The sequence below is a fragment of the Pseudoalteromonas sp. GB43 genome, assembly GCF_054923805.1.
In genome coordinates, this window is sequence record NZ_JBPCHJ010000001.1 from 275429 (window position 1) to 291995 (window position 16567).

Here is a 16567-nt window from a genome sequence, read left to right on the forward strand (position 1 = left end):
TTTGTTGGATAAAGCTTAAACTTTTACAGTTCTATTATAAGAACTGACCTAGCGCTTTAACTTGGTCTAACATGCGGTTTGAGAAACCCCACTCGTTGTCGTACCAAGCCATCACTTTAACAAGCTTACCATCTACTTTAGTTTGGGTAGAATCGAAGATTGAAGACGCAGGATTGTGGTTAAAGTCGATAGAAACAAGCGGTAGTTCGTTATACTCAAGAATACCTTGCATTGCACCTTCTGATGCTGCTTTAACGACTTCGTTGATTTCTGCTGCAGTTGTTTCACGCTTAGCAACAAACGTTAAGTCTACTAAAGAAACGTTGATTGTTGGTACACGTACTGCCATGCCGTCAAGTTTACCCGCAAGTTCAGGAAGTACTAAACCAACAGCTTTAGCTGCACCTGTTTTCGTTGGGATCATTGACTGAGTTGCACTACGTGCACGGTATAAGTCTGGGTGATAAACGTCAGATAAGTTTTGGTCGTTTGTGTAAGCATGAATTGTTGTCATGCTACCTTGCTCGATACCGACTGTGTCGTTGATTGCTTTTGCAATCGGTGCTAAACAGTTTGTTGTACATGATGCATTTGAAATGATGTTGCTGTCAGCGTTTAATACTTCGCTGTTAACACCGTGAACAACTGTTGCATCCATGTCAGTACCAGGTGCAGAAACAATAACTTTTTTAGCACCCGCTTCAATGTGTTTAGCCGCTGCGTCACGTGAAGTGAATAAACCAGTACATTCTAAAACGATATCTACGTTTAGTGCTTTCCAAGGTAAGTTTGCAGGATCACGCTCTTGCGTAAGGGTAATTTCGTCATTACCAATTAGCATAGTGTTTTCAGCAAGTGTTACTTTTTGAGAAAATTGACCGTGTACTGAGTCAAATTGAGTTAAATGCGCGTTAACATTTGCTGGTGCTAAATCGTTGATTGCAACGATTTTGATTTCGTTGTTTTGAGCTGACTCATAAAGGGCACGTAATACGTTACGACCGATACGTCCATAGCCATTAATTGCAACATTAATCATTCTAATATCTCCCGTTAATTATTTTACTTCACTTGCTTGGCGAGCAAGCGCTTCAATGGCTTGCCAGTCTTTGTTTTCAATAAGTTGTTTATCTAACATCCAAGTACCACCTACACAGATTACATTTTTAAGTGCCAGGTAATTAGGTGCTGTTTCAAGGCTAATACCGCCTGTAGGGCAAAATGTTACTTGTGGTAAAGGACCACCAATTGATTTCAGCATTGCTGTGCCACCCGCTGCTTCTGCAGGGAAGAACTTTAAGAACTTAAAGCCATGGCTTGCTAATTTCATTACTTCACTTGGTGTTGCTGCACCTGGTAAAAATGGAATATCAGTGTCTTTAGCCAGTGCTAATAATTCGTCGTTTACACCTGGGCTAACCATGAAGTCAGCACCGGCTTCAACAGATGCATTAAATGTCGCTTTATCAACCACGGTACCTGTGCCAACGTATGCTTCTGGTACGGCTTCTTTCATTAGCTTTACAGCTTCTGCCGCAATCGGCGTACGTAAAGTAATTTCTAGTGCTTTTAAGCCACCGTTATAAAGCGCACGTGCAAGTGGTGCTGCATCTTCAAGTTTTTCGATAACAACAACCGGTACCACAGGTGCCGATGATAAAATTTTCTCAATGCTCATTGTTTGTTCCTCATAGCCCAGTAACGGCGTATTATTATTCTAAACCAAAGGCACTTGCGCCAAGGTCTGCACTACTTACTATATTTCTGAAACCTGCGAATAACTCTCGCGTTTGTACCATATGTTTGGCTTGGTTGGCTAAGTTGTAACTCACGTTTTGCTAATTCTTCATCGCTTACGTGTACTTTCAATACACCCGCTGGTGCATCAAGCGTCACTAAATCACCTTCGTGAATTTTTGCGATTACACCACCTTCAACCGCTTCTGGTGCTAAGTGGATTGCAGCAGGAACTTTACCTGATGCACCCGACATACGACCGTCTGTCACAATCGCCACTTTGTAGCCTTGGTCTTGTAGTGTTGCCATTACTGGCGTTAATTTGTGAAGCTCAGGCATGCCTTTCGCCTTCGGACCTTGCTCTTTAATTACAGCAATAAAGTCTGTATTTAACTCACCGCGGCTATATGCTTCTTGTAACTCACCTTGTGAGCTAAATACTTTAGCTGGTGCAGAAACAACTTGGTGAGATTCAGCCACTGCAGAAACTTTAATAACGGCTTTGCCAAGGTTACCTGTAAGAAGCTGTAAACCACCCTGCTTGCTAAACGGGTTATCAATCGGACGTAACACTTCTTCGTCATGTGATTTTTCAGGACACGCTACCCATTTAACTTTGCTTGGGCCTGTGCTGTTAGTCATGATCACTGATGAATCTTTATCTAGCATTGGCTCTGTGGTGTATGCCTCAAGGCCATCACCTACAATCGTTTTCACGTCGTTATGTAAGTAACCTTTGCTCAGTAGTTGCTTCATTAAAAAGCCCATACCGCCGGCTGCTTGGAAGTGGTTTACATCTGCTGAGCCGTTCGGGTAAATACGTGTAAGAAGTGGCACAACTTCTGATAAGTCAGCCATGTCTTTCCAAGTAAGGATTACACCCGCTGCTTTCGCAATTGCTACTAAGTGGATTGCGTGGTTAGTTGAGCCGCCTGTTGATAACAAGCCTACTAAACCATTCATAATTGTTTTTTCACTGACTACGTCAGCTAGGCAGTTAGCATCTTTTGTTTCGATTAACTGCTTTAACATGGTTTCGACAGCATGACCTGTTAAACCATCACGAAGTTCTGTGTAAGGGTTAATGAAAGAGCTACCTGGTAAATGTAGACCCATGATTTCCATTAACATTTGATTCGAGTTAGCGGTACCGTAGAAAGTACACGTACCCGCACTGTGATACGATGCGCTTTCAGCTTCTAACAGCTCTTCGCGACTTACTAAGCCTTGTGCAAATTTTTGACGAACACGGGCTTTTTCTTTATTCGGGATACCCGATTGCATTGGACCTGCTGGTAAGAAATACGTTGGTAAATGACCAAATGATAAGGCACCAATTAGAAGTCCAGGGACAATCTTGTCACACACACCTAAACAGAAAACACCGTCGAACACGTCATGCGATAAAGAAACCGCTGTAGACATTGCAATCACATCACGTGAGAACAATGATAGTTCCATACCATCACGGCCTTGAGTAACACCGTCGCACATAGCTGGTACGCCGCCAGCAACTTGTGCTGTAGCATCGAACTTAGTGGCAAGGCTTTTGATGATTTCCGGATAATCTTTGTATGGAACATGCGCAGAAAGCATGTCGTTATAAGCGTTGATGATAGCTAGGTTTGGTTGCTCGTCTGCTTTTAAGCGAGCTTTGTCATCACTGCTACAAGCAGCCATAACGTGTGCAATATTACCACAGCCTAAACCTGCACGAACTCTTGTTTGTTTTTTTGCGTGCGCGATTCGCTCTAAATAAGCTTGGCGGGTCTCTTTACTGCGTTCGATAACGCGTTCGGTGACTTCTTGGATACGAGGATGCAACATATAAATTCGACTCATCTCTATAGTTAGAGGATAAAGGCTCAGTAACAATTACAGACTCCACGAAAATAATTGTACTGAGCAACTTTGATTTACCCGTTCAAAGGTACGCTGACAGGCTGTCTCTCACAACCAACCTGACACCGGTGTCACTGTATTAACTCATGACTGTGACACCGGTGTCAACCTTATCTGTTAAATTTAGTTTAATTTTTTTAAATGACCAAATAATGAACAATGTAATTTTAGTAGAATATGAGTAGAATTCATGTGAAGTACCACTATCAAAGGCCTATAGACAAGACAAGCTTGGAGGTTTGTTTTAATTAAAAACAGTAACTTATAGCGTTTTCATGAAATTTTTTAGCCTGAAATAAAAAAGCCCGAGAACGCGTCACTCATTCTCGGGCTACTGTGAAAAAACAAGATGAAATTTATTTAATTGCTGCTGTCGACTCACGAGTAATGAGTTTTGCTTCAAGGGTTACTTGATAAGGCGACTCTTGTGGATCACCAATATGAGTGATCAATTGCTTAACCGCTTGCTGAGTCATTTCTTCAACTGGTTGTGCAATGGTCGTTAACCCTGGCCAAATATGACGTGCAATTGGTGCGTTATCAAACCCTGCAATAGAGATATCATCAGGCACTCTTAACTGCATTTGTGTAGCAAGCTTTAATACCGCCGCTGCCATGTAATCATTTGAGGCAAATACTGCTGTTGGGCGAGGGTTTAAATCTAAAATTGTACGGGCACTATCAACACCAGAGTGATAACTGAAGTTACCTTCTTCAACTAAGCGTTCATCAAACTCAATACCATTTGAGGCAAGTGCTCTTCGATAACCTTTAAAACGCTGCTCTGTGGCACTGTGATCAGGGTGACCTTTAATGAAGGCGATTTCTTTATGACCCAGCTTAATAAGATGCTCTGTTATTTCAAAAGCCCCTTGTTCGTCATTACTTCTTACCGAAATAGAGTCGTCTTCAAGTACCGCAGAGGCGACACGAGCATACGGGATCTTCTTCGACTTTAAAAAGCTTACAAGTTCAGGAAAATCTGAAAATGGCGGGGTCAATACAATACCGTCTAAACGAGAAGTTTGAATTAATTGCTCAATGTTACTAATTAATTCATCACCGCGTAATTCGCAAGGATGGATCAATAAGTTGTAGTTAAGTTCATGGCACGCCGCTAAGGCACCAGTTTGCACCCGGGTAATATAGCTTTTACTCGGATTATCGTACAAGCAACCAATAATAAAACTACGGTTTTGTGCTAAACCTCTAGCGATTGGGTTTGGCGTGTAATCGAGCTCTTTAAATACTTTAAGTACTTTTTCGCGCGTTGCATCACTCACGTTTGGCTCATTGTTAAGCACGCGAGATACTGTTTTTTTCGATACACCGGCATAGCTGGCGACACTGTTGATGGTTACTTTCTTCATCCGCTCTACATCCAACTGCTAATTACGCGTTACTTTTAACATGTATACACGCAGCAGCACCAATGAATGGAATGTTGTCTTGTGTTACAAGCGTAACAGGGATCTGTGAAGTATATTGCGACATAATGCCTTTGTCTGCAAAACGTTCAACAAATCGACTAGATAATAAACGTTGTTGCATACGAGGTAAAATACCACCACCAATAAATACGCCTCCTAATGCGCCAAATGTCAGGGCTAAGTCCCCTGCTACACTACCAATCCAATCACAAAATTGATTGAGTGTTGCATCACAGATTTCGCATTGACCAGTGGTTGCAAGCTCGCTAATTTGTGCTGCATCTAAATTCTTCGCTTCAACGCCTTTTACCGCAGCCATAGCGCCATATAAATGAGCAATACCAGGGCCTGAGAACACAGTCTCCACAGAAACATGATTTAATTGCTTTTTAAGCTCAGTAATTAGCCTACGGTCTAAGTCTGTGACAGCTGCAAGGGTAATGTGCCCTGCTTCACAGCTAAGAACAGCACTGCCTTGTGATGTGCGAACTAAACATGCAGCACCAAAACCTGTACCAGGTCCCATAACTGCGATATTCGCATTTTCATCCGCCTGACCTGCTTTAACAGCCATATTTTGCGAATCATCTAAATAAGGTGCCGCATAAGCAAATGCTGCAAAGTCGTTGATTACTTCAAGTTGCTCAAATGAAAACTCAGCCTTTAAATCGGCAACGTTAAAGTGCCAGCCAAGGTTAGTTAAGTGAACTTGACCTGCTTTAATCGGGCCAGCTACTGCTAAACATGCACGGCTTGGCTTTGGAAACGAAATTTGACTAAAGTACTGGTTAATCGCACTTTCTAAAGAGCCAAAATCTGCACTTGGAAAAGTTAAATTGTGCTCGATAACAAACTGGTTAGTTTGTGCATTAAAGTCAGTGATTAAAGCGAAACGAGCGTTAGTGCCGCCGATATCGGCAACAAGAATAGGAACGAATTCTGTGGTTGTCTGTGTGTTCATGATGTTTTCTCTATTTGTCTAAGCTAGTTGCCGCTTATTTTTCTAGTTTTCAATGGCAAAGCCACCGTGTCTGCTAAACTTTGGGTCATTGCCTCAAAGAAGCTATCTTTTGTATTAAAAAAATGCTGCCCAAATGAATGGGCAGCCAAATACGTTTTGACAACAAAATGATAAAACAGTGACATTATGACACCGGTGTCAGATTTGGATCAATAAAAATTTTCATTATTTGTGCATGCATACGTATTTAATGAGAAAACCTGCGTATTAAGTATCGAAAAGGCATTTATAAAACATAAAAAATACCTAACTGTGTACAGAACAGCCACACTCTCGCTGCTTGTCACAAATAGCTTGAAAAAAATATTAAATAGCCGAAAATGGCAATTACTAGTTCTGTTATTTGGTAACCATATGAAAGGTAAGGCGACATCTTTTGACATTGCACATTATGCGGGTGTGTCGCAGTCAACCGTGTCTCGCGCGCTGCGAAATAGCCCTTTGGTCAACGAAGAAACCCGTCGACGTGTTCATGAGGTAGCCAAGCAGCTCAACTACAAAGTTGATAAAAATGCCAGTAACTTAAGAACACAGCAAAGTAGCACCCTCGCCCTGTTATTATTTGAAGATCCCACTTCGGATGAATCACAAATAAACCCTTTCTTTTTGGCGATGCTTGGCAGTATAACCAGAGCCTGTGCAAAAGAAGGCTACGACTTACTGGTATCGTTTCAGTCGAGCAGCTCTGATTGGCAAGCCGATTACGAAGACAGCCATCGTGCAGATGGCTTAATACTGCTTGGTTATGGTGATTACCTTGATTATCAACCTAAATTTAAAACCCTAATAGATCAGCACACTAAATTTGTCTGTTGGGGTGCCAGTGTAGATAACCGCCCAGATTTAACTGTGAGCTGCGATAACTACGGGGGTGGTAAATTAGCAGCAGAACATTTACTCGCAACAGGAAGAACCGATTGTGCATTTATTGGTGATGCATCTGAGCATAGTCCAGAATTTTTTGCTCGCTACCAAGGCTTTAAAGATGCATTTCTAGCCAAGGGCGTTAATTTAAACGAACGTAAGATGGCAAATGCTATTTCAACAGAAGAATCAGGCTATCACGCGACTCGTTCACTCTTAGCAAATAACATTCGTTTTAACTCATTATTTGCTGCCAGTGACCTTATTGCGATTGGAGCTATTCGCGCATTGAAAGAAGCAAAAATAAAGGTTCCTGATGATGTGCACGTTGTTGGCTTTGATAATATTGCGGTTGCCAGCTTTGTAAACCCACCACTTACCACTGTTCAGCAAGACACCACCCTCGCCGGACAAATGTTGGTCGATAACCTGCTCAAACTTATTCGTGGTGAAGATGTCGAGAATACCCTTTTACCACCTCGGTTAATTATTCGCGGTTCAAGTGTTTAATTTTTAGCGATAACAGCTTTGTTATCGCCTACTCCCTCCCTAACCAGACACTTATTGCATTAAAATCAGTTTTTTTTCGATTTACCCAAGACTATTACTTCGAAAAAGCAGATAATTACACCTATTATGTTGAAAATGCTTATCTGGCTAACAATGCTTTAGATAACAACGCGCACAAAGGTGGAATTTTTTAATGGAAATTAAAGTTAATTTTCTCGACAACCTCAGACTTGAAGCAAAGTTTGATGATTTCTCTGTCATTGCAGACCAACCTATTCGCTATAAGGGTGATGGCACTGCACCAAGTCCATTCGATTACTTCTTAGCATCTTCTGCATTGTGTGCGGCTTACTTTATTAAAGTGTATTGTAATTCACGTGATATCCCGACTGACGGTATTCGTGTTGCGCAAAACAATATCGTTGACCCAGAAGACCGCTATAACCAAATTTTCCAAATTCAGGTTGAGTTACCAGAAAACCTTTCTGAGAAAGATCGCACAGGTATTTTACGCTCTGTCGAGCGCTGTACAGTTAAACGTGTTATTCAAACTGTCCTGAATTTAAGATCGATACTGTTGAAAGCATCGAAGCCGACGCGCAAGCAATGTTGATGGCAAAACCCGGTGATGACAGCAACACATTTATTTTAGGTAAAGATTTACCACTTGAAGAAACCATCGCAAATATGACGGCCATCCTTGAAGAGTTAGGGATGAAAATCGAAATTTCTTCTTGGCGTAATATTGTGCCAAATGTATGGTCACTTCATATTCGTGATGCAGCTTCGCCTATGTGTTTTACCAATGGTAAAGGTGCAACGAAAGAAAGCGCACTATGCTCAGCTTTAGGCGAATTTATTGAGCGCTTAAACTGTAACTTCTTCTATAACGATCAGTTCTTAGGCGAAGACATTGCTAATAGCAAGTTTGTTCATTACCCAAATGAAAAGTGGTTTGCTCTGACTGACGATGACTCTCTACCAGAGGGCATTTTAGATGACTATACCCGTGAAATTTATAATCCAGATGGTGAGCTGTGTGGCTCACACCTAATAGATACCAACTCTGGTAATAAAGAACGTGGCATCTGTTCTATTCCTTATGTACGCCACTCTGACGGTGAAACTGTTTACTTCCCTTCAAACCTAATTGAAAACTTATTCTTAAGTAATGGTATGAGCGCAGGTAACAATTTTGCCGAAGCAAAAGTACAATGTTTATCTGAAATTTTCGAGCGTGCCGTTAAACGTCAAATCATTGAGCAAGAAATAGTTTTACCAGACGTACCAGAGGACGTTTTAAATAAATACCCAGGTATTGTTGCGGGTATTAATGGTCTTGAAGAACAAGGTTTCCCTGTTGTAGTAAAAGATGCCTCGCTAGGTGGTCAGTTCCCTGTGATGTGCGTAACACTTATGAACCCTAAAACAGGCGGTGTATTTGCTTCTTTTGGCGCGCACCCAAGCTTTGAGGTTGCGTTAGAGCGCAGCTTAACTGAGTTATTACAAGGCAGAAGCTTTGAAGGCTTAAACGATGTACCTAAGCCAACGTTCAATAGTATGGCAGTTTCTGAGCCGGAAAACTTTGTAGAGCACTTTATTGATTCAACTGGCGTGATCTCATGGCGTTTCTTCAGCGCTAAACACGACTATGATTTTGTAGAGTGGGATTTCTCTGGTAGCAATGAGGAAGAAACAGCGAGCTTATTCGGTATTTTAGAAGGCTTAGGTAAAGAAGCTTACATTGCTGAATTCTCAGATCTTGGTACTGCATGTCGCATTTTAGTGCCTGATTACTCAGAAGTGTATCCAGTAGAAGACTTGATTTGGGATAATACCAATAAAGCACTTAATTTCCGCGAGGATATCTTAAACCTGCATCGTTTATCAGAAGATCAACTTGCTGATTTAGTTGAGCGCTTAGAAGAAAGTGAACTAGATAACTACATTGATATCATCACCTTAATCGGCATTGAGTTTGATGAAAACACAGTATGGGGTCAGTTAACGATTCTTGAGCTGAAGCTACTTATTTATCTAGCACTTGGTGATTTAGAAGCAGCAATGGAGCTTGTTGAAGCATTCTTACAGTATAACGACAATACCATTGTTGAACGCGGCCTATTCTACCAAGCAATGCATGCAACGTTAGAAGTCGCACTCAGCGATGACCTAGAGATTGAAGATTACATTCATAGCTTCACCCGTATGTTTGGACAAGATACGATGGATGCTGTCGTTGGTTCAATTAACGGCGATGTAATGTTCTATGGTTTAACAGAAACCAGCATGAAGCTTGAGGGTTTAGACAGACACCTTCGTTTAATCGAAAGTTACAAAAAGCTACACGCTGCCCGCGCTAAAAAAGCAGGGCTGTAACCAAGAAATATCAAAGCCGCATGTTTTTGTAACCTGCGGCTTTTCTGCTTTATTTAAAACCGTTACTTAACGAAAACGCACACCTGTAATGTCGTATTCAGCAATAAAGCGGCCACCATATGTATCTACAAACATAAACTCCATCTCTATTTTTTCTCGTGACCTTGTGCTCAAGCAATTCAACAATAAAGTGTTTATTTGAATTAAGATCATAAGAGCGACCTTGTGTTTCTCGGGTAACACTAAACTTTGTAGGGTTACCTATGCTATCAAAATATTCAAACAGCACGTTTAAACCGCGCGCATAAATTCCCGAGTCTCGCTCTGAGGAATTTGGTCTTTGCTGAGCCAACAACCAGGTTTTGTCCTTTTGATTTACAGCTTTAATAAACTCACTCATTAATTGTTGGTGTTCAACAAGAGGCGGCAGCTTTATTTCTTTTAGTGACTCTGTGAGTTTATCGCCCGCTCCCCCGGTTCTTGCTATGTAATTCTCAAAACCGGCGTCTATCGACATATAATTTAAATAGTCAGCTAAGCCACCATTGTAAACCTGTTCAAATGTGCCATATTCTTCAGAAAGAACACTTTCAAGACGATTATATAAAGAAAAAGCATGCGCTGAGTCTATTTTTTTTAGTTCAGAAGTGTCTATCAATTGACCAAAAAGTAGTGCATTTAAGTCAATTATATTCGTTTTATCATCAAACGTAATGATTTCCTTGGCCCATTCTTTATCTGCTGTGGCAATTTGCAAATAGTAACGTTGAAAAGGCGCACCATGCTCATCAGTGATGGTAATTTTATTTGTCGAAAAGTCATAAATTTTGGCATTTTTAGTAGGGCCAGTTCTAACACTTACCTTTAAGCCTTTTGACAGTTCGGTAAATTTATCTGACTTTTCGATCACAACTTCTTGAGAAGCAAAAATAGTCGTCGGAAGTAGCAACAAAATACTGGCAATGCATTTACTCACATTTTTCATATAAATCCCTTTAAGTTAAAAATCAGACCAAACCCAATAAAGGTACATAAATACCTTAAATGTATACTAAAGTGGTAACTAATTGAAGCTTAGTGTGTATGTTAGGGTTTATATCTGTAATGCCCTGTAATTTTGTAAGTGAATAGCATATCTTCCATTTTCGGCCCCCAGCCTATGTTATGAACAATCAGAGGTCTTAATTTATCTTTCGACAGTTCATCTGTAACAATACCTATATGGGGCCTATTATTAGGTAAAATCCAAGTCACAATATCACCTGCTTGATAATCAGCTGCTGTATTACTAGTAACTTGACTTTCACCATGTCTTTCAAAAAACACTTGTAGGTTAGGTACCCTGCGATGGTCAATATTGGTATCTGGTTTGGTTAAGCCCCAAATTCGTTTTGAAGGATATAAGCTAAAGTTGTAGCGCATATCCTCATGTACAAGCGCTTGTAAATCAATTCCTAAAGCTCTGTAAGTACGAATAACCACGTCGGTACATACACCTATATTCTTAGGCACATCACCATTGGGATAGTCTATTTTTCGATAACTTCCGTTATAAACTACAAAGTGTTCAGTTCGCTCTTTGGCAGCCTCAACAAGTTTAGATTGAAAACTTTCCGCTTGAGAATTAAGAGCAAATAATAAAAGTAACATCCCGGCTGTTTTGATCATCTACAAACTCCATTTTAAATAATTATAAAAACTCGAATAGGCTGCTCTCTGCCCATTCTCTTTATTAAGTATTAATGCTGTTCAGTATTAGCGTATTCTGCTAAACGGTTTTCAACTTGTGAGCGCTCTTGCTCAGTGAGTTCGCCATAAAACTTGGGGTATGGCCAGCCATAACCCCAGCGAAAGCTGGTAGGTAAAAAAGGTGTCCCTCCCACTCTGACACCGGCAAGCATCAATACCGCAATTTCTTGTTCACCCACTTGTGCAACACACGCTTTTAAATCTATATCAGCTTGCTCACGTTGCTTAAAAGTACCGCCTTGCCAATAAGCGAGATCATGGGCAGTGCAGCAAGCTAACCATAAGTTTTTGTGTTCTATCGTTCCATCAGGAAAAGAGCTACAACCATCTGTAGTGAAGGGTTTAAGTTCAGCTGCCTCAGCTTTAATTAAGCACACAGGTAAAGCAATGAGAACAAGTATAAAAAGAAAATAGTTTCGCTTATGCACGGTAAATTCCATTTCTAATTTGGCCCTATTATAAACAAAAAACCGCCGAGGTTAATTCGGCGGTTTAATTATTTAATTAGATATTTAAAAGAAACTTACTTAGCTAATGTTTCGGCTGCTTTCTCTGCAAAAAGGTTACCTAGTTTTATATAGTAATTACTTTTATAGTGCCATTTATCTTCGATGAATTCGACAGGCTCATCAAAGGCAACTAAATGAGCATTAGCATTTGATTTAACGTACTTTTTCTGAGCATCCCATACTCTCTCTATATATGGCATCATGCGTGTTTCAGGTGTTTTACCAGAGTCTTCGATTCTGCCAAGGATGATTGGTAACTCCTTATCGCCAAATGTCATTTTCATATCATTCATCAGGCTTGTTAAATTAGCTAAATAAACCTTAGATGCTTGTTCATGATAGGCATCGGCCTCACCTTGCATCCAAATGATACCTGCTGGGACTAAAGTATCTGCTACACCATCACCATCTATATCATTGTTCGCTAACGCAGCTCTTACGGTAGTTTGAAAGTTATCCCATTGGTTGATCTTGGTGTTGTCAGCATAGTTCTGCTCCCATGTACCAAAACCAGATGCCCCAAGCGCAATAGATGAGCCACCACGCGCATATTTGATAATGGCTATTTTTTTACCCGTGAGCTCAGATAAGCGTTTGCCAAAACTCAATTCAGGGCCAAATCTATCAGATAAAATAATTGAATGATTTGTCGATCTTGCGCCTGTTCCAAAACCAGGCATTAAATTAGTCCAAACACCTTTACCACCATTTAATGCATCATCAGCAACCGGGTTACCAAAAAAGAGTAAGGTATTTTCAACTGGCTTTTTATACTGTGCAGGTAAGTCTTTATTAAAGCCAAAACCTTCCATATTTGATTATCCCCATAAAGTAAAGCAAATAGTCATCCGCTTTACTTTGCGTGCTTATTGCTAACAAACCACATAAGGCTAGTTTTTTTAACATTATTTTTCCTTTTACCAAAAGCCATGCCCAATAAATATTGGGTATGTAATTAAGTTTTTACTTCATAGTTATAGCTTCGTGCTATAAATACCTTTAATACAGGCATTTAGCCTAGCAGAAGCAGTTCGATTCTTTTAATCAATCAATTATTACAGTGCTTGCGCGTTTGCTCTGAACATAAACTCAAGTGGGATTTGCAATCGCTTAGCCCAATCAACTTCTGCATGCGTCGCACCTGGGAAATATTGACTCTGCCATAACGAAGCTGGATAACCGTGTTGCATAAATACATTATCAATTTGTTTTTGAAGATCAGGATACATGGAGTCTAATGTGCCATCTCCATAATCGAAGTAAACTTTTTGTGTTGTTAGTTTGCCAATATTGTCAGAAATATACTGCTTGAAAGCAGTAAATACTTGTTTGTCATAAGTAAAAATCCCTGGCCAATGCGTTGACATACAAATTGCGCCGGCAAACTCATTTGGATATTGAAGTAATGTATACCAAGAAATAAGCCCTCCCATGCTTGATCCTGCGATATACCGATGTTCAAAACCTTTATTTACTGAATAGTTATTCTCAATAAAGGGAATGACTTCTTCAACAACAAAGCGAGCATAGTTGTCTGAATAAACCTTAGAGTAAAACAGCTTTTGCCCTGGATACCTCTCTAACTCATATAAATCTGCTTGTTTTTGCTTTGCTAAACTTTCAAATACTTTTTGCGGAAAATACTCGCTATGACGATTTTCTACCGCATTTGGAATGCCAACAACAATAAATGGCTTAACTTTACCGCTTTGAATTAACTTCGCGGCAACTTCATCAACTTGCCATTCTTGTTTATTCCATGTTGTTTTGGCATCAAACAACATTCGACCATCATGCATATATAAAACATCATACTTACGTGTGTTGCTATAACCTGGTGGTAACCAGATATTTAAAAAACGGCTCTCAACATACTTTGAACTAAAGTTTTTCTTAACATCAAGATGCCCTTCTGACACCTCAGGGATTATCACATTTGCAAAAGTGACACCTGAAAATAGCATCAAGGTTAAACAAATAAATTTCTTAAACATAATGTCTACTCAAATTTAAACTAAAAAGCCGCAAATGAATTGCGGCTTATTAATAAGGTATTACTTGAGGGCTTTTTCAACCACTGGGTAATGATCCCATACATGTTTATCACTCACTGAACGGAGTAACTTGATATATTCTGCATGAGTCCAAGCAAGTGGTGTCGCTGAGTTTGTCCCCTCACCTAACTGATAGCCTGCTTTATTATTGCCAACACCATCCCAAACTTGCTCAGGTAGCATCATGCCTTCATTGGCAAATGCTTCCATACCTTTTACATAGGTGTCTTTAATCGCTTGTTGCTTCATCGCATCAAGGCTATTAGTTGCGTTTGCCGCAGCGATTTCATAGTGACCACGTTCACCTGTGAAAAACGGTCATACACGACCACGTTGACCAGGGGTGTTGTTACCACCTTCGGCATAGTTGTTACCTGTCACTTCATCTTCACCGTAACCATCGTTACCATAGCGACGGTAACCAGGGAATGACCCTGAGCCATCAGCAAAATTAAAGGTGTAACGCACTTGCAGATTATCGACTAAGGTTTCGTCATCGTATTCTGGTAATGTTTTTACAATGCTTGGCGCAAGTGCATCACGAACACCATAACGTACAAGCTCTAAGAAACCACCATCAAGGATTTGCTTTTTATCAAAGCCTTCACGACCGTTATTGGCATTAAGCGTGGTTGATGAGTTTGGATCTTTGTCTTGACCAATACGAATGAAATATTCACCATCGCTATTTTCAGACTTAAGGTTACCTTGAGTCGTAAACATGGTGCTTTCAATTTCACTGTTGTAGGTTTTAGCCGTTGCTAGGTAACGCTCTGCATTTTTTGTGTCACCTGCTTTTTTAGCAATATCAGCAGCCGTGACTAAGCCTGCAACAACCGCTGCAGTTGTTGATGGAGAGAAACCATTTTGTTCTTCCCAACGCTCTTGTTGCGTTGCTGGCGGTGTAATTTGCGTGTCGTTCCAAAGAATTTTCGCAAGGCCCCCATCAACTAAGAAATCAGCTGCTGGCTTTAACATTTTGCCATACCAATCTGTGAGCTCTTGATCGCTAAGTACGCCAGCTTGATGTAACTTCCATGCTAACATAATTGGCATTGCTGTTTGGTCAAGCTGAACACCTACCCACTCAAGCTCACCATCAACGTGCGTCTTTTGTAAAAACCAACCCGTGTCACCACCATTGCCTGGCGTGTTATCTGTTACTTGTACTTTTTCTAGATATTCAAATGCTGTTTTAGCGGTACGTGTGTCACCCATGGCCATAAATGCCATCGCAACTTGATAGAAATCACGTACCCAAACCGCTTTATAACCGGTAGAGCCTGTTTTAGCCGACACTGTTTCACCCCACGGGTTAGACAATGACGCAATTAAAGCACCAGCATGGGTTTTATCTTCTTGCGCTTTCAACACCATGGCGCTGGTATAAAGCAACTTACCATTATCTGCGGTGCTGTTAGTTAATGTGCTCAAAGGTTCAAGGCTTGCTAAGTAGTCTTGCCAACCAATTGCAGCACCCTCACCGTTATATGCAGCAAGCACTTTTTGGTAGCCTTGGTTTAAACTCGCTTGACCTTCTTTTAAGCTTGCAGCTTCAGAGTTACCAAAGCTTAACGCTAAATCAAAGGTGGTGTTTTTTGATACTTCACCAAGCTCTGCAAGTAAGCTTACATTACCCGACTTATCACCAGTATTTTGGTAAGTCGTTGATAGTGATTGCGATGCTTTTAACTCTTTTAAGCCATCACTTACACCCGTAAAGCCAACGCTTGCTTGCTTAAATGGTTGAGCGGCTTGTAAAGATAAAAAGTTATCATCTTGCCACGCAACTAGACCCTTATCAGTGACTTTTGCAAAATCATCTAAACCGTTGTTATCAATGTAAGGGTTCACATTAACGTAGGCTTTCACACCTTCAAGGTCGGTATTAAATACGCTACGAACAAACAATGTTTGGCCATTTGGATCTGTAAAAATATGCTTTTCTAAAGTGAAACGACCTTGTTTATCTTTACTAACGACTTTATAAGCAAGCGATAATGGGCGACCAGCGTCGTCTTTGTATAAATAATCAATGCTTACATCGAGATCATCGCTCTCTGTAACGGTAAAGTCTTTACCGACTACAACAAACTGCATATCTTTGATTTGTGCTTGGTGAATTAAACCAAACATGGTTTCTGTGATCATGCCTTTAGCGATTGAAAACCAAACTTTTGATACTTTGCCAGTAGCAGCTGCGTCGCTGTAGTGACCGTCTTGGTATTGCTCGTAAGAGGTACCAATACCCGTTTTACCAGAGTATGCCCAAAAAGGCTCAACACCCGGTGCACCTGGCGCTGACACCTGCTCAACTGCTGTATTAACTGATTGCTCTGAACTACAAGCAGTTAAACCTAACGCTAACAAGCTTGCTGTAATAAGATTAAATTTTTTCATTGTGTGTCCTTA

Annotated in this window: 10 protein-coding genes and 3 pseudogenes; 2 read left to right on the plus strand and 11 right to left on the minus strand. The window is 40.5% G+C overall.

Annotation, left to right across the window (positions count from 1 at the left end):
• Positions 1-34 precede the first annotated feature (34 nt).
• From gap to glk, 5 genes and pseudogenes are all read right to left on the minus strand, one after another.
• Positions 35-1039: a type I glyceraldehyde-3-phosphate dehydrogenase gene (gene gap / locus ACRWSG_RS01355; protein ID WP_054551438.1), complete on the minus strand. Its 1005-nt coding sequence runs from the start codon at positions 1037-1039 to the stop codon at positions 35-37.
• An 18-nt stretch (positions 1040-1057) separates the two neighbouring features.
• Positions 1058-1678 (minus strand): bifunctional 4-hydroxy-2-oxoglutarate aldolase/2-dehydro-3-deoxy-phosphogluconate aldolase, encoded by a 621-nt coding sequence (locus ACRWSG_RS01360; protein WP_054551439.1) that lies wholly within the window; start codon positions 1676-1678, stop codon positions 1058-1060.
• A 34-nt stretch (positions 1679-1712) separates the two neighbouring features.
• Positions 1713-3564, minus strand: a pseudogene (edd, locus tag ACRWSG_RS01365) (phosphogluconate dehydratase).
• A gap of 431 nt (positions 3565-3995) precedes the next feature.
• The gene (locus ACRWSG_RS01370) at positions 3996-5009 is read right to left on the minus strand and encodes a LacI family DNA-binding transcriptional regulator (RefSeq protein WP_054551441.1); all 1014 of its coding nucleotides are present in this window, start codon (positions 5007-5009) and stop codon (positions 3996-3998) included.
• Positions 5010-5031: 22 nt separating this feature from the next.
• Positions 5032-6030 carry a glucokinase gene (glk, locus tag ACRWSG_RS01375; protein ID WP_339978912.1) on the minus strand — a complete coding sequence of 333 codons (999 nt, stop codon included), beginning with the start codon at positions 6028-6030 and terminating at the stop codon, positions 5032-5034.
• 414 nt (positions 6031-6444) lie between these two features.
• Between glk and ACRWSG_RS01380 the strand changes: the two genes are divergently transcribed.
• Together ACRWSG_RS01380 and ACRWSG_RS01385 are read left to right on the plus strand one after the other, a co-directional pair.
• A complete protein-coding gene (locus ACRWSG_RS01380) occupies positions 6445-7464 on the plus strand; it encodes a LacI family DNA-binding transcriptional regulator (protein ID WP_138600573.1) in 1020 nt (339 codons plus the stop codon).
• Between the two features lie 193 nt (positions 7465-7657).
• Positions 7658-9843 (plus strand): annotated as a pseudogene (locus tag ACRWSG_RS01385) (OsmC domain/YcaO domain-containing protein).
• Positions 9844-9940: 97 nt separating this feature from the next.
• Here the strand turns inward: ACRWSG_RS01385 and ACRWSG_RS01390 are convergent.
• The 6 genes and pseudogenes from ACRWSG_RS01390 to ACRWSG_RS01415 form a co-directional block, all read right to left on the minus strand.
• Positions 9941-10828: a hypothetical protein gene (locus ACRWSG_RS01390; RefSeq protein ID WP_462165415.1), complete on the minus strand. Its 888-nt coding sequence runs from the start codon at positions 10826-10828 to the stop codon at positions 9941-9943.
• Positions 10829-10929: 101 nt separating this feature from the next.
• On the minus strand, positions 10930-11511 hold the full coding sequence (locus ACRWSG_RS01395; protein WP_462165416.1) for a DUF1287 domain-containing protein: 582 nt from the start codon (positions 11509-11511) through the stop codon (positions 10930-10932).
• Between the two features lie 71 nt (positions 11512-11582).
• Positions 11583-12020, minus strand: coding sequence for a hypothetical protein (locus ACRWSG_RS01400; RefSeq protein WP_462165417.1), 438 nt, complete (start codon positions 12018-12020; stop codon positions 11583-11585).
• Between the two features lie 95 nt (positions 12021-12115).
• Positions 12116-12913: a sialate O-acetylesterase gene (locus ACRWSG_RS01405; protein WP_462165419.1), complete on the minus strand. Its 798-nt coding sequence runs from the start codon at positions 12911-12913 to the stop codon at positions 12116-12118.
• A gap of 243 nt (positions 12914-13156) precedes the next feature.
• Positions 13157-14095: an alpha/beta hydrolase gene (locus ACRWSG_RS01410; RefSeq protein WP_462165420.1), complete on the minus strand. Its 939-nt coding sequence runs from the start codon at positions 14093-14095 to the stop codon at positions 13157-13159.
• Between the two features lie 60 nt (positions 14096-14155).
• A pseudogene (locus tag ACRWSG_RS01415) lies at positions 14156-16555 on the minus strand (glucan 1,4-alpha-glucosidase).
• Between the last annotated feature and the right edge of the window lie 12 nt (positions 16556-16567).

What these genes read in the sequence shown, in the direction of transcription:
- ACRWSG_RS01380 (WP_138600573.1), top strand. Translation starts at nt 6,445, where the DNA reads ATGAAAGGTAAGGCGACATCTTTTGACATTGCACATTATGCGGGTGTG.
- ACRWSG_RS01405 (WP_462165419.1), bottom strand. Translation starts at nt 12,913, where the DNA reads ATGGAAGGTTTTGGCTTTAATAAAGACTTACCTGCACAGTATAAAAAG.
- ACRWSG_RS01390 (WP_462165415.1), bottom strand. Translation starts at nt 10,828, where the DNA reads ATGAAAAATGTGAGTAAATGCATTGCCAGTATTTTGTTGCTACTTCCG.
- glk (WP_339978912.1), bottom strand. Translation starts at nt 6,030, where the DNA reads ATGAACACACAGACAACCACAGAATTCGTTCCTATTCTTGTTGCCGAT.
- ACRWSG_RS01410 (WP_462165420.1), bottom strand. Translation starts at nt 14,095, where the DNA reads ATGTTTAAGAAATTTATTTGTTTAACCTTGATGCTATTTTCAGGTGTC.
- ACRWSG_RS01360 (WP_054551439.1), bottom strand. Translation starts at nt 1,678, where the DNA reads ATGAGCATTGAGAAAATTTTATCATCGGCACCTGTGGTACCGGTTGTT.
- ACRWSG_RS01370 (WP_054551441.1), bottom strand. Translation starts at nt 5,009, where the DNA reads ATGAAGAAAGTAACCATCAACAGTGTCGCCAGCTATGCCGGTGTATCG.
- ACRWSG_RS01395 (WP_462165416.1), bottom strand. Translation starts at nt 11,511, where the DNA reads ATGATCAAAACAGCCGGGATGTTACTTTTATTATTTGCTCTTAATTCT.
- gap (WP_054551438.1), bottom strand. Translation starts at nt 1,039, where the DNA reads ATGATTAATGTTGCAATTAATGGCTATGGACGTATCGGTCGTAACGTA.